Below are 18,091 nucleotides of genomic sequence, written 5' to 3' on the forward strand. Positions count from 1 at the left end.
GCGTCGGCGGGCCTAGCGGACGCCCTCCAGGCAGCGATCCAGCGCCGCAGCCAGCTCGCTGCGGGTGTAGGGTTTGTGCAGGATGGACGCGGGGTCCGTGTCAGAAAAGGCTTCCGCGTCGGCGTAGCCGGTGACGAAGACCACCGGAACGCCCGGGCGGCGCTTGCCGATCTCGCGAGCCAGTTCGCGACCATTCATGCCCGGCATGGCGAAGTCCATCAGCACGGCGGTCGGTTCGCAGCCGTTCTCGAAATGCTCCAGCGCCGCGCCGCCGCTGCCGGCCTCGACCACCTCATAGCCCAGGTCGTCAAGATAGCCGGCGGCCACTTCGCGGACTGCGTCGTCGTCATCAACGACCAGCACCCGACGCTGTTCGCCCTGGCGCGCCGTATGCCGCTCGGACGAAGGCCGGGCGGCTTCGATCACACCTTTGGCCCGCGGCAGGTAAACCTCGATGGTCGTGCCTTCGCCGACTGCCGAGGTGATCCTGACCCCGCCCCCGGCCTGATTCGCCAGTCCAAAGACCTGACTGAGGCCCAGCCCGGATCCCTGGCCGACCGCCTTGGTGGTGAAGAACGGCTCGAACGCCTTGGCCAGCACGTCCTCGCTCATGCCCGAGCCGGTGTCCGTCACCGAGACCATCACGAATTGGCCGGCGGGCAGGTCGTCCTGCGCCTCTTCGACCTCAACATTACGGGTGGTGATCGTGAGGGAGCCGCCCACATCCATGGCGTCGCGGGCGTTGATGGCCAGGTTGAGGATCACCAATTCGATCTGGGTCGGATCGATCATGGCGGGCCACAGATCATCGGCCAGATCCGGGGGCTGAATCTGGACGCTGCCGCCGATCGAACTGGCCAGCAGGTCCCGCATGCCCATCACCGTCTCGTTGAGGTCCACGGGCCGCAGCTCAAGCTTCTGACGGCGGGAGAAAGCCAGCATCTGGGCGGTCAGGGTGGCGCCACGCCGCGAGGCCTCCGCCATCATCTCCAGGCGTCGGGTGAGGGCGGGATCCGAGACCTTCTTCTTCATCTGCTCCACATTGCCGAGCACGACCGTGAGCAGATTGTTGAAGTCATGCGCCACGCCTGATGTCAGCTGGCCGACAGCCTCGAGGCGCTGTGCCTGCCGCAGGGCGGTCTCCACCCTTTCTCGCTCGACGATCTGCGAGGCCAGTTGCCGGTTTGCGGATTCCAGCTCGGCGGTGCGGTCCCGGACGCGCCGCTCCAGCAGGGATTCCGCGCGGCGTATCTGCTCCATGCGCTCGCGCGCCTCATACTGACGTCGACGGCCGCGCAGCGCCGTCTGGACCGCGCTGACAAGGGTGGTGGGATGAAACGGCCGCTCCAGAAAGGCCACATTGCCCAGCAGGGCCGACACCCGTTGCGCGGCAGGATTGCGCTCGATGCCGCCGCCGCGGACGGTCAGCAGAATGAACGGAAAATCGGACCAGGGCGGCTGATCGTCGATCCATCGCACCAGCGGGGTCAGGTCGGCCCTGTGCAGGCCTTCGTCCGCGACCACGGCGACGCCCGCCTCCCTGTTCATCTGCGCGATCAGGTCCGGGAGGCCGCCGCAGATCCGGGCCGACACGCCTGCCTCGCGCAAGATCGCCCCCGCGATATCCGCGTCTCGCCCCCTGGGCGCCAGGATCAGGGCGCGCTCCGAAAGCGCTGGCGGACTCATGCGGGGGAATTCTCCATCAGCGGCGTTCCGGACCCGACCACGTCCGGCACGCCCCGGAGAATTCCGTGCAGACCGGTGAGGGGCTCGCCCAGGGTCAGGCCGTCATCCGTGATGGTGTACTCGCGGATGGCTTTCTCATGCTGGCCCGCGCGTTTCTTGATCACCGACGCCGCACGCCGCACCGTTCCGGCTGACTCGAAATAGCGCAGCAGGACGACCGTGTCGGCCAGATAGGTCACGTCCACCGGCGCCGACAGGCTGCCCACCAGGCCATGCTGGGCGACCGTCAGGAAGGTCGAGGCCCCCTGGCGGTTCAGATATTGCAGCAGTTCGCGGATGTGGAGGATCAGGAACTGTTCCTCGGGCATGGCGACCCGGTAGCCGTTCAGGCTGTCGATCACCACCGTCTGGATATTCTGCTCGCTGACATAGCGCTTGACCCGTGTGGCGAACTCTCCGGGCGACATCTCCCCGGCGTCGACCTGTTCCACGACCAGGTTCCCATCACGCTGCAGGGCGGCCAGATCAATGCCCATGCCGAGCATCCTGTCGAACAGCAGGCCGATCTCCTCGTCGAACAGGAACAGGGCCGCCCTTTCGCCCCGCGCGATCGCCGCCACGGCGAAATGGATGGCGAACAGGGATTTGCCAGTTCCGGCCGGTCCGAGGATCAGCGCGCTCGAACCACGCTCGATCCCGCCTCCCAGAAGGGTGTCCAGCTCGACAATCCCGCTGGAGACTGCAACGCGGTCGAAACCGATGCGGTGCTCGGCGGCGACGATGCGGGGAAAGACTTCGAGACCGCCGCTGCGGATGACGAAGTCGTGGTAGCCGCCCCGATATTTTCGGGCGCGGTATTTGATGATGCGAAGCCGGCGGCGCTCGGAGCCGTACTCGGGCGCCAGTTCATCCAGCTGGATCACGCCGTGCGCGACGCTGTGGACGGTCTTGTCGTTCACATCGGTGGTGAGGTCATCCAGCAGCAGCACGGTCGCGCCGTGTCTGGCGAAATAGTGCTTCAGCGCCAGAACCTGACGCCGATAGCGCAGCGAACCCTGCGCCAGCAGCCGGATTTCCGAGAGGCTGTCGATAACGACCCGTGTGGGCTTCACCCGCTCCACGGCGTCCAGGATCAGACGCGTGGTTTCACCGAGTTCGAGGTCCGACGAATATAGCAGGCTCTGCTGCTGATCCTCGTCCAGAAGGTTCTCGGGCGGCACGAGCTCGAAGATCTCCACCCCGTTCAGGGACCAGCCGTGGGACTGCGCCGTGCTGCGCAGCTCCGCCTCCGTTTCCGACAGGGTGATGTAGAGGGTCGGCTCGCCCTCGCCGGCGCCCTCGATCAGGAAACGCAGCGCCGCTGTCGTCTTTCCGGTCCCCGGATTGCCCTCCAGAAGATACACCCGGTCCCGGTCCAGCCCGCCGGACAGGACGTCGTCCAGTCCGGGGATTCCGAACTCGGCCTGTGTCTTGGAAGGGTCGGCAGGTGACGGCATGCGCTTTCTCGCTTCAGCTGGACTGTTGAACGCAGATCCGGCTGAAACGGTTGCCTTGCAAGGGGATGCACGCGCTCACTCGATTAGTCCCGGAGCCGAAAAGAGCGTATGGTGGCCACGCGTCTGTTCGCCGACGAAACGGCGGGGCAGGCGCGGCGCCCGGGAACCAAACGGCTCAGCCGCCGGTAACTGTCCCGTCGCCGCATTTTACGCATCGGAGAACTTGATGAGGATCGCCCAGGTCGCGCCCCTGTATGAGGCCGTGCCTCCTGTCCTGTACGGCGGCACCGAGCGGGTGGCGGCGCACCTGACCGACGCCCTGGTTGAACTGGGTCATGAGGTGACCCTGTTCTCCACCGCCGATGCGCGCACCCGGGCGAAGCTTGTGGTCGTCCGCGACCAGCCTATCCGCCTGGACCCCGCGCCGTTGAAGTCGGATCTGGCCGCACACCTGACGCTTCTGGCCGAGGTGCTGAAGCGGGCGGACGATTTCGACATCATCCATTTCCACACCGATATGCTGCACTTCCCGTTCTTCGCGGACCGGGCAGGGCGGACGGTGACGACCCTGCACGGGCGTCTGGACCTGAAGGACCTGCCCGAGGTGTATGCCCGCTGGCCCCAGTTCCCGCTGGTGTCCATCTCGGACGATCAACGCCGCCCGATCCCGGCCGCCAACTGGGAGGCCACGGTCCAGCACGGGATGCCGTCGGAACTGTATGAGTTCTCGCCGAAGTCCAGCGGCTATCTGGCCTTCCTCGGCCGCATGTCGCCGGAGAAGCGGCCGGACCGGGCCATCGAGATCGCCACCCGCCTGGGCCGGCCCCTGAAGATGGCGGCCAAGGTGGACCCGGCTGACCGGGTCTATTTCGATAGCCACATCCGGCCTCTGCTGGACAATCCCCTGGTGGAGTTCGTGGGCGAGATCAACGACCCGCAGAAGTCCGCCTTCCTGGGCGGCGCCGAGGCGCTGCTGTTCCCCATCGACTGGCCCGAGCCGTTCGGCCTGGTGATGATCGAGGCCATGGCCTGCGGCACGCCGGTGGTGGCGTTCCGCTGCGGCTCCACGTCCGAGATCATCGAGGACGGGGTGACCGGCTATCTGGTGGAGACGGTGGACGAAGCCGTGGAGGCCGCCGGGCGGGCCGTTCTGCTGGACCGCGGAGCGATCCGGGCGCGGTTCGAGCAGCGCTTTTCGGCCGCCGCCATGGCTCGGCGCTATCTTGAGGTCTATGCCCAGCTTCAGGCGCGCGTCGACATCGTTCTGCCCGAGGTGATCGATCCCCTCATCATCCCCGACGTGCGGCGCGCCATCGGCGAAGAGCGGGCCTTCGCGCCCCTGGCCTGATCGCCACAAGTCTGGAGCGCGACATGGACGATGCAACGGCGATTCCCGCAGCCGATCTGGTGACCGAGGGTGTCGTGCTGGATCGCCTGCTGGCGCTCAAGGAAGGCGACACCTTCCTGGTGGCTGATCCATGGGGCGACCTGCGCGGCGGGGCCGACGGCCTGTTTGACCGGGACTCCCGCATCCTGTCGCGGCTGGTGCTTCTGGTGGGCCATGACCGGCCCTCGCGCCTGAGTTCGGCGGTGTCGGACGACAATGTCTTTTTCACCTGCCACGCCACCAACCGGCCCCTGCCGCCCATGGGGGGACGCTCCGCGCCGGGCGGCGTGATCCATGTGGAGCGGCGGCGCTTTCTGTGGGACCGGCGGCTGTACGAGCGGGTGCGCCTGACCAATCACGGGGTGGACCCGATCGTGGCGCCCCTGTCCTTTGAATACGGCGCCGATTTCCGAGACATCTTCGAGGTGCGCGGCACGCGGCGTGAACGGCGCGGCAGGACCAGGCCCCCGGTGGCGGATGGGGGGCGGGTTCAGTTCGGCTATGAGGGCCTGGACACTGTGGAGCGCCAGACCTGGCTGTCGTTCTCCGAACCGCCGGCGGCCCTGTCGACCGAGCGCGCGGATTTCCGGATCCGCCTGTCGCGCGGGGAGCAGTTCGACCTGTTCATGGAGGCGGGCGTCGAAGGCGGCGAGACGCCGGGCCGGGACCGGTGGCGGGTGGCCGCGCTGCAGGCCCGTCTGGCCATGCGGGCCAAACGGCGGCGCGGCGCCACGGTGCGGGGCGCCCACAGTCCGCGCTTCAACCAGTGGCTGGACCAGTCCCGGGCGGACGTGGCCCTGCTGACCACCGACCTGCCCACCGGCCCGTACCCCTATGCGGGGGTGCCCTGGTTCTCCACGCCGTTCGGGCGCGACGGGATCATCACCGCATGGCAGATGCTGTGGCTGGATCCCAGCCTGGCCAGGGGCGTCCTGACCTATCTGGCGGCGCGTCAGGCGGATGAAACCTCCACCTTCCAGGACTCCGCGCCCGGCAAGATCATGCACGAGACCCGACAGGGCGAGATGTCGGCCCTGAAGGAGGTTCCGTTCGGTCTCTATTACGGCGGCGTCGACACCACCTGCCTGTTCGTGGCCCTGGCCGGCGCCTATGCCCGGCGGACCGGTGATCTGGCGTTCATCCGCAAGATCTGGCCCAACCTTCTGGCCGCCGCCGGATGGATGACGGATCACGGGGACTCCAACGGCGACGGCCTGATCGACTACGCCCGCGCCGAGGACACCGGCCTCTCCAATCAGGGCTGGAAGGACAGCGAGGACTCCATCTTCCACGCCGACGGCGCCTATCCGAAGGGGCCGATCGCCCTGCTTGAGGTCCAGGGCTACGCCTATTCCGCCTGGCGGGCGCTGGCCGACCTGTCGGCCCTGCTGGGAGAGGGGAGCCCGGCGGCGTGGAGCGACCGCGCCGAGCGCCTGCGCGCGCTGGTGGAGGACCGTTTCTGGATGGAGGATCGGGGGTTCTACGCCATCGCCGTGGATGGGGAGGGCGCGCCGTGCCGGGTGCTGGGCTCCAACGCGGGGCACCTGTTGTTCAGCGGCCTGCCTTCGGCGGAGCGGGCCGGACGGGTGACCGAACGGCTGCTGTCAGGGCGGTTCAGGACGGGCTGGGGCCTGCGGACCCTGGCCAGCCGCCAGCCGCGCTTCAATCCCATGTCCTATCACAACGGCTCGGTCTGGCCCCACGACACCGCCCTGGGCGTGGCGGGCATGGCGCATTACGGCGAGCGCGACGCCGTGGCCCTGATGCTGGGCGAACTCTACGCCTCGGCCGCCCATTTCGAGATGCGGCTGCCCGAGCTGTTCTGCGGCTTCAATCGCCAGACCGGCGAGCCGCCCATTCCCTATCCCGTGGCCTGCATGCCCCAGGCCTGGGCCGCCGGGTCGGTGTTTCTGATGCTGCAGGCCAGCCTGGGCCTGTCCATCGACGCCCTGGCGAGGACCATCCGCATCGACCGGCCCTGCCTGCCGGCCGGCCTGGACCGTCTGACCGTGGCCGGGCTGGCCGTGGGCGAAACGCGGCTGGACCTGATCTTCCAGCGCGTTGGAAGCCGGGTCGCGGTCTGGCCGCGCCACCAGGGCGGACCGGCCCTGCAACTGGATGTGGCCGACTGAGCGGCGAGCCCCCGGCTTGAATGGCGACGCGGTTTCGCCTATCTGCGCGCCGGCGGGCCGGGCCCCTCTGGCGTCTGATGGCAGACGTGATGTCGGACCGCATCGAGCGAGCTCGGTGCGCGACGGCCTGTCCGGCCGATCCCTACATGCGCGCGCCGCGGGCCGCTCCATGAGACAGGGGAGTCCTGATGGACCTGATGACGTTTTTCGCCGCCGAATGGCTGGGCAAGCCCGCCTGGATGTGGCTGGCCTTCATGGGCGTGGTTCTGGCGCTGCTGGTGCTGGATCTGGGCGTGCTGCACCGCGACCAGCATGAGATCGGCGTGCGCGAGAGCCTGCTGCTGTCCAGCATGTACATCGCCGTGGCCCTGATCTTCGGCGGCTGGGTCTGGTGGGAGCTCGGCCAGCAGTCAGGCGTGGAGTATCTCACCGGCTTCGCGGTCGAGAAGAGCCTGGCGATGGACAATGTCTTCGTCATCGCCCTGATCTTCGGCTATTTCGCCATTCCACGCGCGCTTCAGCACCGGGTGCTGTTCTGGGGCATCCTGGGGGTGATCGTTCTGCGCGCCATCATGATCGGCGCGGGCGCGGCCCTGGTCAGCCAGTACGGCTGGGTGCTCTACATCTTCGCGGCGTTCCTGATCCTGACCGGGGTGAAGATGTTCTTCGCCGGGGACGGGCATTCCGACATCGGCAAGAACCCGCTGGTGAAGTGGATGCGGCGTCACCTGAGGGTGACGGACCAGCTCCACGGTCAGAAGTTCTTCGTGCGTCAGCCTAATTCGAGCGGCCGCATGGTGCTGTCGGCCACGCCCCTGTTCCTGGCGCTGGTTATGATCGAGATTGCGGACGTGATCTTCGCGGTGGACTCGGTGCCGGCGATCTTCGCCATCACGACCGATCCGTACATCGTCTACACCTCCAACATCTTCGCCATCCTGGGCCTGCGCGCGCTGTATTTCGCCCTGGCGGCGGTGATCCACCGCTTCGCCTATCTGAAACAGGCGCTGGCGGTGCTGCTGGTGTTCATCGGCGGCAAGGTGTTCGCGGCGGATCTGCTTGGACTGGGCAAGATCCCGCCCGAGTGGTCGCTGGCGATCACGGCCGCGATCCTGGCGGCCGGGGTGTTCTGGTCGCTGTGGAAGACGCGTGACGCCGCCGCCCCGACGGCGTCGGGGTGATCACGGTTGCAAAAGTTCAGGGCCCGGCCTGCAGGAATCCGTTCAGCTCCAGCCAGCGCATGAAACCGTCGAACCAGCCCAGGCTGGTCATGCCCGGATTGCCCAGGCCGAAGCCGTGGCCGCCGTTCTGATAGAGGTGGAACTCCACCGGGCGTCCCGCGGTGCGCCACGACTCCACCAGGCCGAATCCGCTGTTGGCGAACAGGGGGTCGTCGGCCGCCAGGACCACGAACATGGGCGGCGCGGTCTCGGGGACCTCGACCGCAGTCATGGCGCCGTAGATGGGGGCGATGAAGGCGGGGCGCGTCTCGGGGGCGGTGAGCGTAGTCGCCAGGGTCGTTCCGGCCCCGGCCGAAAAGCCGACCATGCCGATGCGGTCGGGGTCGACACCCCACTCATCGGCGCGCGAACGGACGAGTGCGAAGGCCGCCGTGGCGTCCTCGACCGGATCGGCCAGCGAAAAGCCACCGGGCCTTGCGGGCCGTGGGCCGGCCCCGGCGAACATGGCGGTCACCGATTGCTCGAATTCGCCCAGGTCCGCCGGCGTCGGGCGGACGCGGTACTTCAGCACGAAGGCGGCCACGCCCTGATCCGCCAGGGCCTGAGCCACCTCCCAGCCCTCGTTGCTCATGGACAGGAACATGAAGCCGCCGCCCGGCGCCAAGATCACCGCTGCGCCGTTGGCCGTGCCCGGCTCGGGCAGGACCGGGGTCAGGGTGGCCACGGTCACGTTGCGGACGAAGGTGTCGCCCCACTGGCTGAACCAGCTCTCGGGGGCTTCGGAGCCCTCGACGCCGCCTGTGTCGAGGGGGAGGGCGTTCGGCTCCGCCGGCGCATCCATGGCCGTCATGGGCGCCTGCTGCGCCACTGCGGGGGCCGCCGCCGCAACAACGGCGACGAGGAAAAGCACCTTTAACGTCCGGACCATGTTCGCCTCCCCGGCAAATTTGATCAGACGTTGGTCGCCCGGCGTGGGAAAGTCAATTGTCAGACTATTCCCGAGGCGACTGGCTCCCGCGTGACGCCGTCGGGGCGACCCGCCACACCACATTGGCCATGTCGTCGGCGATGAACAGGGCGCGGGTGCGCGGGTCGAACAGAACGCCGACCGGGCGGCCCCGGGCCTCGTCGTCATCGTTCAGGAAGCCGGTGACGAAGTCCACGGGCGGGCCGGACGGACGACCGCCCGTGAAGGGGACCCAGGACACCTTGTAGCCGGACAGGTCCTGCCGGTTCCAGCTGCCGTGCTCGCCGATGAAGGCGCCGCTGGCGAACGTCCCGCCGAAACCGCCGTCGACGGCGAAGTCCAGACCCAGAGCCGCCACGTGATTGCCAAGCGCATAGTCCGGCGCGATGGCGGTGGCGACCAGATCGGGATCCTGCGGCCGGACGCGGGGGTCCAGGTTCTGGCCCCAGTAGCTGTAGGGCCAGCCATAGAAGGCCCCGTCGCGGACCTGGGTCAGATAGTCGGGGACCAGTTGCGGACCCAGTTCGTCCCGCTCGTTGACCACGGACCAGAGCTGGTTGGTCGTGGGCTCGATGGCGAGGGCGGTCGGGTTGCGGATGCCTCGGGCGATGGTGCGGCGGGCGCCGGTCTCGCGGTCGATCTCCCAGACCACCGCGCGTTCTTCCTCCACCGCCATGCCCCGCTCGCCTGCATTGCTGTTGGAGCCGATGCCCACATACAGGAAGCGGCCGTCGGCGCTGGCCGTCATGGCCTTGGTCCAGTGGTGGTTGAGTTCGGCGGGCAGGGGGGTCAGCGCCTCGCCCGGCGCCGTGATCTCGGTCTGGCCCTCCTGATAGGGGAAGCGCATGACCGCGTCCTGATTGGCCACGTAGAGATGCCGTCCACGAAGGCCATGCCGTAGGGCGCGTTCAGATCGTCGATCAGGACGGTGCGCAGCTCGGGCACGCCGTCGCCGTCGGCGTCGCGGATCAGGGTGATGCGGTCGCCGCCTTCGACCGACGAGCGGCCCCGGGCCTTGATCAGCCCGGCCAGCACATCCTTGGGCCGCAGCGCGGGCGCGCCGCCGCCTGAGCCTTCGGCGATCAGCAGGTCGCCGTTTGGCAGCATCAGCATCTGGCGCGGGATCCTCAGATCGTCGGCGACGATGCTGATGGTGAAGCCTTCGGGCACGGTGGGCAGGTCGCCGTTCCATTCGCCGGGCGGGGCGATGTGCATGGACGGGATCAGGCTCTGGTCCAGCTCGGGCAGGTCCGGCGTGGCGCCGGTTTCCTGAACCTCCGGGTCGCTGGACCCGCCGCAGCCGGCGAGGGCCAGGGACAGGGCCGCGATGCTGACGAGCCGCATCCTCATTGGACGACCTCCCGAACGGTGGATCTGGAATGGAGCATCCAGCCGGCGATCAGGGCCAGCAGGGCGCAGATGATGGACATGATCAGGCCGGGCGCGCCGACCGAGGCCCAGCCGTCCTGGCTGTGCCGGAAGATGTTGATCAAGCCGACGATGAACATGACCACCAGGACGGCCAGATAGATCAGGCTACGCGTCAGGCCGGGCGAGCGCCGGGCCATGACCGCCTCGACGATCGCCCAGGCCACAACGAGGCCGTTGAAGAACAAGGCCAGGGTGATCGACCATGCCGAGAAGTTCGACCACTGGATCTGGGCCGTGTTCAGATAGGCGATGTCGGTGGCGACCGCGAAGCTGAACAGGGCGATGGGAAAGGCCAGCAGGATCGCGTGAAGGGGGTGCAGGATTCCGCACCAGTTTCTGTAGCCCGCCATCTGTCTCTCCCTGTCGTCTCCCTTTGCCAATCCCTCACCCGGCGTTCGGTTTCATCAGAGTGTGTGGCGGGGGCGCTATTGCCAAGCCGGGGCCGCGGCGTCAGGTTCCGCGCCCTTTTGCTCAAAGCCCTGACCTGACCCTTCGATGACCGCCGCTCTCCGCCCCGAAATGCGCGCCGATCTGCGCGAACTTCTGACCCTGGCCTGGCCGGTGGTTCTGGCGCGCGTGGGCATAATGACCATGGGCCTGACCGACGCCATCGTGGTGGGCCAGTACGCGGCGCGCGAGCTGGCCCTTCATTCGCTGGCCTGGGCGCCGTCGTCGGTGTTCGTGACCACGGCGGTGGGCCTGCTGATGGGAACCCAGGTCATGACCGCGCGCCTGATCGGCCAGGGGCGGCGGGAGGAGGCCGGGGCGGTGTTCCGGCGCGGCCTGGTCTATTCGGTTCAGCTTGGTCTCATTTCAGCGCTCGCTTTGATCCTTGCGGGGCCCTGGGCGCTGGTGCGCGTGGGGCTGGAGGACGGGCTGGGGCAGGATGCGGCGGCGCCGTTGATGGTGCTGGCCCTGTCGCTGCCGTTCTATCTGATCTCGGTGGCGGCCCAGCTGTTCCTCGAGGCCCTGTCGCGGCCCCGGCCGGGCATGTGGGCCATGTGGATCGCCAACGGGCTGAACCTGCTGATGAACCTGTGGCTGGTGCCGGGAACCTCGGGCCTGCCGGTGGACGGGGCGGTGGCGGCCTGCTGGGCCACCTTCGCCGCGCGGCTGGCGCTGGTGGTGTTTCTGCTGGTCTATATCGTGCGCATGCCCGATGCGCGGGCGCTGGGGATCTTCCGCAAGCCGCGCCGCGACCGCGTGGTCGAGCGCGAGCAGTACAAGGTGGGGGTGGGCGCCGGCGCGTCCTACTTCATCGAGGTTAGCGCCTTCGCGGCCATGAGCATCGTGGCCGGCTGGCTGGGCGGGCTGGAGGTGGCGGCCTGGGCCATCGTGCTGAACCTGTCGGCCATCGTCTTCATGAACCCCATGGGCCTGTCGGCGGCGACCGGCGTGCTGGTCAGCCGGGCCTATGGGGCCAACGACCGGGCGGGCCTGATCCGCGCGGGCGTGCTGGGGTTGAGCGTCACGGGACTGCTGGCGCTGGTCATCGCCCTGGTGGTGTGGCCGGGGGCGGAGGTGATCATCGGCGTCTACACCACCGACCCGGCGCTGGTGGCCATCGCGGTCCCGGCCCTGATCCTGGCGACCCTGTTCTTCGTGGCCGACGGCATCCAGGTGGTGGCGGCCCAGGCCCTGCGCTCCGCCGCCGACGTGTGGTGGCCCACGGCCATGCATGTGTTCAGCTACGGGGTGGTGATGATGCCGCTGTCGTGGCTGTTCGCGCTCCCCATGGGCATGGGCGTGGACGGCATCGTCTGGGGCGTGATCGTGGCCAGCCTGGTGTCGGCGGCCCTGCTGACCGGCCGGTTTGTGCGGGTGGCGCGGCGGATGCCGGCTTAACGGACGCCGAGGATCCAGCCTTCTTCCGTCTCGACCTGACGGATCAGGTCGTCCGACGCGCCCTTGGGCGGGGCGAAGGCGGCGGCCAGCTCGTTCTTCTCGTCCATACGCGCGAAGGTCTCGGCGGCGACGCGGACCTGGGCCTGGCTCTTGAACTCACCCGGTTCGGGCGCGCCGCCGAACATGGCGGGCCAGACCTCGACCACCAGCGCCGACAGGGGCGCCACGTCCTCGGGCGTCAAGGCGCGCCAGCCCGTGCCGAACGGCCAGACGGCGGCGGCGGACCCCAGCCGCTCAACCACGCGACGCACGGTGGGAATGCCGATCAGGGCGTGGCCGCCGACCGCGCCCGCGCCGTGCATCTGCCACACGGTCTTGGGCTGCAGCTTGCCCTGTTTGGCCGCGACTTCGGTGGCGCGCAGTTCTGGGATGTCGCCGTAGCCGCCCTCGGGCTTGGTGGTGGTCAGCCAGCGCTGGGCCTGACTGGCCGGGGCGCCCCAGAACGGCCGCGCCTCGTCGGTCATCAGCCGGTTCATCTTGGCCGCCACCTGATAGCGGTTGTTGGTGTTGTCGGGCTTGTCCCGCACATTGTCGGCCAGAAAGGCCCACAGGCCGGACCAGGTCGGATCCTTCAGGGACAGCCGGGCGGCCGTGCCGACGGGGAAGCCCAGCGGCGCGTCCAGACCGATCAGGGCCCGGTCGCCGCGCTTGTTCAGGTCGCCCAGGATGTCGGCCAGCAGCTTTTCGCCGTCGGCGCGCGTGGCGGCGTTGTGGGTCTCGACCTTCAGCCGCATGCGCACGTCGCGCTTGGCCACGGCGATCCACAGCGACTGCTCGCCCAGCTTCTTGCCCTCGGCGGCGGTCCAGTTGGCGATGACATAGGCGTCGAACAGGCGGGGCACGGGAAAACTCGCGGGTGAAATTACAGAAATCCGTCATCCTCGGGCTTGTCCCGAGGACCCATGCATGAGGTCGCGGGAACAGCGGATGGATGGCCCATCCCGCTGACACATCTCATGAACGTGCGGCGGACGCGTGGGTCCTCGGGACAGGCCCGAGGATGACGAGGTTTGATTCTAGCCTTTCGGGCGACATGTCGAAAGGGCGCGGCGCGCCTATTTCATCAGGGCTTCCACATGAGACAGCCAGCGGCGCCCCAGCCTGAGCGCTTCCGGCGGTGAGCCGGTCGAGGCCCCCGTCGAGACATTCCACAGGTCCAGCTCGAATTCGGGATGGCGCGGGTCGGCGAACATCAGCCGCAGCACCACCTGACCGGCGTCCGGCGCCATCACGTCCAGCGCCCGGCGCGCCTCGCCCCGGCGCACGCGGGCCAGCACATGGCCGTCCACGATCATCTCGGCGCCGTCGATCTCGTCGAAGTCATAGACCAGGCCGTTGGCGCCCCGATCCCACAGCACGGCCGCCTGTGCGCTGTCGAAATCCAGGGCGCAGGCGCGGCCTTCGGCGGGAGAGACCGCCTCGACCTCGGGCGAGCCGCCCAGGGTCTTGTCCAGGGCCCGGTGCAGGCGCCGCCGGGGCTCCATCCACCAGGCCAGGGTCAGGCCCGCCGTGGTCAGGGCGGCGGCGGCCAGGGCCACCAGCAGAATGATCCTCAGCGCATCGACCACGCGGGCGGCTCCGGATCCAGATCGACGACGACGGGTACGTGATCGCTGGGCTTCTCCATGTCGCGGGCGTCGCGGTGGGTCTCGATGCCCCGGAAGCGGTCGGCCGCCAGGGCGGACAGCAGGGCGAAGTCGATGCGGATGCCGTGGTCCCGCCGCCAGGCTCCGGCCTGATAGTCCCAGAAGGTCCAGGTCCCCGCCGGCTCATCACCCAGTTCGTGGCTGTCGGCGAAGCCCAGCCATTTCAGGGCCCGGAACGCCTCGCGGCTCTCGGGCTGAAACAGGGCGTCTGTCACCCAGGCCTCGGGGTTCTTCGCGTCCTCGGGCGTGGGGATGACGTTGAAGTCGCCGCACAGGGCGACGGCCTCCTCATGGGTCAGCAGGTCCGACGCGTGCAGCCGGAGGCGCTCGAACCACGCCAGCTTGTAGTCGAACTTCTCGGTGCCCAGCGGATTGCCGTTGGGCAGGTAGATGGACGCCACCCGCACCGGCGCCGGCGCCTCCACCAGCGCCTCTATGTAGCGGGCCTGATCGTCCGAATCGTCGCCGGGCAAGCCGCGCCGCACATCGGACAGGGGGAATTTCGAAAGCAGGGCCACGCCGTTGTAGGTTTTCTGGCCGTGGGTCTCGACGTTGTAGCCCAGGTCCTCGAACGCCTCCCGCGGGAACTTCTCGTCCACGCACTTGATCTCCTGCAGGCAGGCCACGTCCGGCTGGGCCTCGCTGAACCAGTCCAGCACGGTGGGCAGGCGGGCGTTGACGGAGTTCACGTTCCAGGTGGCGATGCGCATCAGGGACTCAGCGGTTCAGGACGGGGCCACGCTAACGCACAGCGGACCCGCGCAAAAGAAAAAGCCCGCCGCGAGCGCGACGGGCCTTTCCGTTGGATGGAGAGGTGGAGCTTACAGCACGCACTCGTCGCCCTGACGGGCGGCGGCGGCGCAGGGCACCAACTGCCCGGCGGCCTGACGGTCGTCCGGGAACTCGCCGAACCAGCCGCGGCCGTCGTCGCACTTGACCTCGGCCACGTCGCCCTCGAGGTTCGCCATACGGGCGACCACGCGATAGTCGACCACATTGCAGTTGCGCTGGCTGGCCGTGACCATGCGGGTCAACTCGTTGCTGATCGTGTCACGGGAGACGAACTGGCACTCCAGACCGCGCGCATCCATGGTGAAACAGTCGAACGCCTCGACCTCGCCCGAACCGCCCGCGACCGGGAAGAAGCCGGTCAGGCCAAAAGGCTGATCGGCGCATTCGAACTCGTAGATTTCGCGGCCCGGAGATCCGTCCGCCGGGCTCTCCACCGCGACGATGCGCTCTTCGTTGACCGAGCAGGTGCGGCCGATCTGGGCCAGGGCGGCGGCCCGCTGCTCAGCAGCGGCGCCTTGGGCCGCCGCGCTGTCGGTCAGGGTGCAGCCGCCGGGCACGAGCTGGGGACGGCTGCAGTCACGGGCGCCCTGCGGTTCACCGGCCGGGTTGGTCTGGGCGATGAAGCCGAAGCCCTCGCTGCACTTCACTTCATAGAAGCGAAAATCCGCGTTGGCGCCCACGAAGCGGCCCGCTTCGGGCGTGCAGGCCTGGGGCGCGACCGACGCGAAACGCGCCTGGAAGCCGGCCAGCTGCTCTTCGTTCGTGGTGAAGGTGCACTCGCCGCCCGCGGCCGTGACCTCGATGCACTCCAGCCGATCCAGGTATTCACCGGCGGGGTTCACGCGAAGCCAGTAACCGTCCACGCCGGCGCAGCCGACTTCGTAGCGTTCCTCGCCCGATTGCGTGCGGCCGACCCAGCGGGTCTGGTCCACCTGGCAGGTGACGCCGGCGGACTGGATGTAGCCCGCCATGATCTGTTCGGCGTTGGCGTTCTCGGGCAGGGTGCAGGTCACCTGGGCGGGCGCGTCGGGGTTTTCAAGCGCGTATTCCTCGGCCTGCTGGGCGACGATGATGCAGTTCCGCGACGCGGGCTGTGCGCCGTCGGTGAGGATGTGGCCCAGGCCGGTGGCGCAGGCGACCTCGTAGATGTTGATATCGCCGTTGCGGCCCGGGCTGACGGCGTTGACGACGTCGCAGACAGTATTGGTGGCGGTCACGACCGCCTGGGCCTCGGCCAGAACCTCGGGACCGGTGCGGACTTCGGGCGCCGCCTGCGACTGAGCCCCTCGACGGGTGCGGGACTGCATGGCCGCCGCAGCGGCGGTCGTGGCGACGCCGGCCATAGGGGCCGAGTCCGCCGCCGCAGCGGCGGGAAGGGGGCTGAATCCGACGACGGTCAGCACGACGGCGGACCGGGCGAGCAGGGAATTACGCAGCTTCAAAGGGCTATCCTCACCTAGCTTTACACGTTGGCGGACGCTTCGCCCGCTCTGATTGTTGGGTCAAGTCCTAACGGCGGCATGTGTTCCGTCTGTGGCGCTCAGATGACCTTTGACGCGCGATCATGCGGAGGGCAAAGTGGCAATGAGTTTTTAATGGAGACGCGCTTGCCCGACGGCCAGGCCAATGCACCGGAGCCCCGCAAGGGCGCGGCCGGGCCGGACTATCCGGCGCTGGACATCCCGGCGCCGGGTGAGGCGGTCCAGGTCGCCGAGGGCGTCCTGTGGCTGCGTTTCTCCCTGCCCATGGCGCTGGACCATGTGAACGTCTGGGCCATCCGCGACGGCGAGGGCTGGGTCATCGTCGACACCGGACTGGGCCTGCCGGACACCATCGACGCCTGGGAGACGGCCCTCGCCGGACCGCTCGAAGGCCGGCCGGTCACCCGCCTGATCTGCACCCACATGCACCCGGACCACATCGGTCTGGCGGGCTGGCTGTGCGAGCGGTCGGGCGCGCCCCTGTTCATGTCGCGGCTGGAGTATGTGACCGGGCGCATGCTGCTGGCCGACACCGGCCCGGCGCCGGAGTCGGGCGCGGCCTTCTATCGCGCCGCCGGCTGGTCGGACGAACAGATCGAGGGCTATCGCACCCGTTACGGCATGTTCGGCAAGGCGGTGCGGCCCATGCCGCCGGAGTTCACCCGCCTCAGCGACGGGGACGGGATCGAGATCGACGGCGACGCCTGGCGCATCATCGTCGGCACGGGGCACTCGCCGGAGCACGTCTGTCTGCTGCGCGAGCGGGATGACCTGTTCATCTCGGGCGATCAGCTGTTGCCGCGCATCTCGTCCAACATCTCGGTCTGGCCGACCGAGCCGCAGTCGGATCCGCTGAAGGACTGGCTGGACTCGCTGGAGGCCCTGAAGGGCCGCATTCCCGAAAACGCCCTGGTGCTGCCTTCCCACGGCGAACCCTTCCGGGGCGCTCACGCCCGGCTGGAGGCCCTGCTGCGCGGCCATGACGTGGCCCTGCGGCGGCTGGAGCGCACCCTGGCCGAGCCGAAGCGGGCGGTGGATGTCTTTCCCTCCCTGTTCGGCCGCGCGGTTGGCGAGGGCGTGCTGGGCATGGCCACGGGCGAGGCCATCGCCCACCTGAACTATCTGGAGGCCCAGGGCCGTATCGGCCGCGATCGCGACGCGGACGGCGTGGACTGGTGGACCCGAATCGAAACTGGAGAACCCGCATGAGCGAGCATGTTCACGTCGCGCTTGAGCAAGGCGTGCTCACCGTCACCCTGGCCCGGCCCGACAAGAAGAACGCCATCACCCAGGCCATGTACACGGTGCTGGCCGAAGCCACCGAGCGGGCGAAGACCGATCCCGACGTGCGCGTGATCCTGTTCCGCGCCGAGGGCGACAGCTTCTGCGCCGGCAACGACATCGGCGATTTCATCGCCATCGGGTCGCAGACCGATGAGCCGCTGGACATGTCGGTGTTCCGATTCCTGAAGGCCCTGGCCGAGCTGGACCGCCCCGCCGTGGCGGCGGTGAGGGGCCGGGCGGTGGGCATCGGTCTGACCCTGCTGCTCCACTGCGACATGGTGGTGGTGGCGGACGACGCCCTGCTGTCGGTTCCGTTCGTCAATCTGGCGCTGGCCCCGGAGGCGGCGTCCACGGCGCTGCTGCCCGCCGTCATCGGCCACCAGCGGGCCTTCGAACTGTTCGCCCTGGGCGAGCCCATCACGGGGCGTCAGGCGCTGGATTGGGGCCTGGCCAACCGGGCGGTTCCGGCCGGTCAGGTCGATGAGGAGGCCCGGCGCCTCGCGGCCCTGCTGGCGGCGCGGGCCCCCAACTCCATCCGCTCGACCAAGCGCCTGATGCGCGACGCCGAGGCGATCTGGGCCCTGATGCTGGCCGAGGGCGAGGCGTTCGGCGCCCAGATGAAGAGCCCCGAAGCCATGGAGGCCTTCATGGCCTTCAGCCAGAGGCGCGCGCCCGACTTCTCCAGAGCCGGCTAGTTGGTGGG

Annotated in this window: 16 protein-coding genes; 6 read left to right on the forward strand and 10 right to left on the reverse strand. The window is 68.7% G+C overall.

The annotated features are described in order from the left end of the window. Positions 1–12: 12 nt before the first annotated feature. Together IWC96_RS05670 and IWC96_RS05675 are read right to left on the reverse strand one after the other, a co-directional pair. Positions 13–1,686 (reverse strand): response regulator, encoded by a 1,674-nt coding sequence (locus tag IWC96_RS05670; protein ID WP_196838566.1) that lies wholly within the window; start codon positions 1,684–1,686, stop codon positions 13–15. Continuing rightward, a complete protein-coding gene (locus IWC96_RS05675; RefSeq protein ID WP_021696522.1) occupies positions 1,683–3,182 on the reverse strand; it encodes an ATPase domain-containing protein in 1,500 nt (499 codons plus the stop codon). The genes IWC96_RS05670 and IWC96_RS05675 overlap by 4 nt, the downstream gene beginning before the upstream one ends. A gap of 226 nt (positions 3,183–3,408) precedes the next feature. Between IWC96_RS05675 and IWC96_RS05680 the strand changes: the two genes are divergently transcribed. The 3 genes from IWC96_RS05680 to IWC96_RS05690 all read left to right on the forward strand — a co-directional run bounded on the left by IWC96_RS05680 (position 3,409) and on the right by IWC96_RS05690 (position 7,882). Then, on the forward strand, positions 3,409–4,530 hold the full coding sequence (locus IWC96_RS05680) for a glycosyltransferase family 4 protein (RefSeq protein WP_196838567.1): 1,122 nt from the start codon (positions 3,409–3,411) through the stop codon (positions 4,528–4,530). A 23-nt stretch (positions 4,531–4,553) separates the two neighbouring features. Continuing rightward, positions 4,554–6,701: an amylo-alpha-1,6-glucosidase gene (locus tag IWC96_RS05685; protein ID WP_196838568.1), complete on the forward strand. Its 2,148-nt coding sequence runs from the start codon at positions 4,554–4,556 to the stop codon at positions 6,699–6,701. Between the two features lie 188 nt (positions 6,702–6,889). Continuing rightward, positions 6,890–7,882 (forward strand): TerC family protein, encoded by a 993-nt coding sequence (locus tag IWC96_RS05690; RefSeq protein ID WP_196838569.1) that lies wholly within the window; start codon positions 6,890–6,892, stop codon positions 7,880–7,882. Positions 7,883–7,898: 16 nt separating this feature from the next. Here the strand turns inward: IWC96_RS05690 and IWC96_RS05695 are convergent, their stop codons facing one another. The 4 genes from IWC96_RS05695 to IWC96_RS05705 form a co-directional block, all read right to left on the reverse strand. Continuing rightward, positions 7,899–8,810, reverse strand: coding sequence for an alpha/beta hydrolase (locus IWC96_RS05695; RefSeq protein ID WP_045318762.1), 912 nt, complete (start codon positions 8,808–8,810; stop codon positions 7,899–7,901). A 64-nt stretch (positions 8,811–8,874) separates the two neighbouring features. After that, on the reverse strand, positions 8,875–9,696 hold the full coding sequence (locus tag IWC96_RS16205; RefSeq protein WP_370541096.1) for a sorbosone dehydrogenase family protein: 822 nt from the start codon (positions 9,694–9,696) through the stop codon (positions 8,875–8,877). Next, the gene (locus tag IWC96_RS16210) at positions 9,639–10,199 is read right to left on the reverse strand and encodes a hypothetical protein (protein WP_370541097.1); all 561 of its coding nucleotides are present in this window, start codon (positions 10,197–10,199) and stop codon (positions 9,639–9,641) included. The genes IWC96_RS16205 and IWC96_RS16210 overlap by 58 nt, the downstream gene beginning before the upstream one ends. After that, a complete protein-coding gene (locus tag IWC96_RS05705; protein ID WP_021696516.1) occupies positions 10,196–10,630 on the reverse strand; it encodes a DUF2231 domain-containing protein in 435 nt (144 codons plus the stop codon). The genes IWC96_RS16210 and IWC96_RS05705 overlap by 4 nt, the downstream gene beginning before the upstream one ends. Before the next feature lie 145 nt (positions 10,631–10,775). On the opposite strand from IWC96_RS05705, the gene IWC96_RS05710 reads away from it, so the two are divergent. Beyond that, positions 10,776–12,125: an MATE family efflux transporter gene (locus IWC96_RS05710; RefSeq protein WP_196838570.1), complete on the forward strand. Its 1,350-nt coding sequence runs from the start codon at positions 10,776–10,778 to the stop codon at positions 12,123–12,125. Here IWC96_RS05710 and IWC96_RS05715 read toward each other — a convergent pair. The 4 genes from IWC96_RS05715 to IWC96_RS05730 form a co-directional block, all read right to left on the reverse strand. Then, the gene (locus IWC96_RS05715; RefSeq protein WP_021696514.1) at positions 12,122–13,027 is read right to left on the reverse strand and encodes a hypothetical protein; all 906 of its coding nucleotides are present in this window, start codon (positions 13,025–13,027) and stop codon (positions 12,122–12,124) included. The two genes, IWC96_RS05710 and IWC96_RS05715, sit on opposite strands and share 4 nt — an antisense overlap. A 213-nt stretch (positions 13,028–13,240) precedes the next feature. Further along, on the reverse strand, positions 13,241–13,753 hold the full coding sequence (locus IWC96_RS05720; protein ID WP_196838571.1) for a hypothetical protein: 513 nt from the start codon (positions 13,751–13,753) through the stop codon (positions 13,241–13,243). Further along, the gene (gene xth / locus IWC96_RS05725) at positions 13,738–14,541 is read right to left on the reverse strand and encodes an exodeoxyribonuclease III (protein ID WP_021696513.1); all 804 of its coding nucleotides are present in this window, start codon (positions 14,539–14,541) and stop codon (positions 13,738–13,740) included. Before xth ends, IWC96_RS05720 begins: the two co-directional genes overlap by 16 nt. 111 nt (positions 14,542–14,652) lie before the next feature. Next, the gene (locus tag IWC96_RS05730) at positions 14,653–16,065 is read right to left on the reverse strand and encodes a hypothetical protein (protein WP_021696512.1); all 1,413 of its coding nucleotides are present in this window, start codon (positions 16,063–16,065) and stop codon (positions 14,653–14,655) included. Positions 16,066–16,218: 153 nt separating this feature from the next. Between IWC96_RS05730 and IWC96_RS05735 the strand changes: the two genes are divergently transcribed. Next, the gene (locus IWC96_RS05735; protein ID WP_081703397.1) at positions 16,219–17,313 is read left to right on the forward strand and encodes an MBL fold metallo-hydrolase; all 1,095 of its coding nucleotides are present in this window, start codon (positions 16,219–16,221) and stop codon (positions 17,311–17,313) included. Next, positions 17,310–18,083, forward strand: a complete 774-nt coding sequence (locus tag IWC96_RS05740) for an enoyl-CoA hydratase (protein ID WP_021696510.1) — start codon at positions 17,310–17,312, stop codon at positions 18,081–18,083. The genes IWC96_RS05735 and IWC96_RS05740 overlap by 4 nt, the downstream gene beginning before the upstream one ends. The last annotated feature ends 8 nt before the right edge of the window (positions 18,084–18,091 follow it).

The sequence above is a fragment of the Brevundimonas sp. BAL450 genome, from assembly GCF_015767455.1.
GTDB classification, from domain to species: domain Bacteria; phylum Pseudomonadota; class Alphaproteobacteria; order Caulobacterales; family Caulobacteraceae; genus Brevundimonas; species Brevundimonas abyssalis.

What these genes read in the sequence shown, in the direction of transcription:
- IWC96_RS05695 (WP_045318762.1), bottom strand. Translation starts at nt 8,810, where the DNA reads ATGGTCCGGACGTTAAAGGTGCTTTTCCTCGTCGCCGTTGTTGCGGCG.
- IWC96_RS05735 (WP_081703397.1), top strand. Translation starts at nt 16,219, where the DNA reads ATGGAGACGCGCTTGCCCGACGGCCAGGCCAATGCACCGGAGCCCCGC.
- xth (WP_021696513.1), bottom strand. Translation starts at nt 14,541, where the DNA reads ATGCGCATCGCCACCTGGAACGTGAACTCCGTCAACGCCCGCCTGCCC.
- IWC96_RS05670 (WP_196838566.1), bottom strand. Translation starts at nt 1,686, where the DNA reads ATGAGTCCGCCAGCGCTTTCGGAGCGCGCCCTGATCCTGGCGCCCAGG.
- IWC96_RS05710 (WP_196838570.1), top strand. Translation starts at nt 10,776, where the DNA reads ATGACCGCCGCTCTCCGCCCCGAAATGCGCGCCGATCTGCGCGAACTT.
- IWC96_RS05675 (WP_021696522.1), bottom strand. Translation starts at nt 3,182, where the DNA reads ATGCCGTCACCTGCCGACCCTTCCAAGACACAGGCCGAGTTCGGAATC.
- IWC96_RS16205 (WP_370541096.1), bottom strand. Translation starts at nt 9,696, where the DNA reads ATGCGCTTCCCCTATCAGGAGGGCCAGACCGAGATCACGGCGCCGGGC.
- IWC96_RS05680 (WP_196838567.1), top strand. Translation starts at nt 3,409, where the DNA reads ATGAGGATCGCCCAGGTCGCGCCCCTGTATGAGGCCGTGCCTCCTGTC.
- IWC96_RS16210 (WP_370541097.1), bottom strand. Translation starts at nt 10,199, where the DNA reads ATGAGGATGCGGCTCGTCAGCATCGCGGCCCTGTCCCTGGCCCTCGCC.
- IWC96_RS05690 (WP_196838569.1), top strand. Translation starts at nt 6,890, where the DNA reads ATGGACCTGATGACGTTTTTCGCCGCCGAATGGCTGGGCAAGCCCGCC.
- IWC96_RS05685 (WP_196838568.1), top strand. Translation starts at nt 4,554, where the DNA reads ATGGACGATGCAACGGCGATTCCCGCAGCCGATCTGGTGACCGAGGGT.
- IWC96_RS05740 (WP_021696510.1), top strand. Translation starts at nt 17,310, where the DNA reads ATGAGCGAGCATGTTCACGTCGCGCTTGAGCAAGGCGTGCTCACCGTC.
- IWC96_RS05705 (WP_021696516.1), bottom strand. Translation starts at nt 10,630, where the DNA reads ATGGCGGGCTACAGAAACTGGTGCGGAATCCTGCACCCCCTTCACGCG.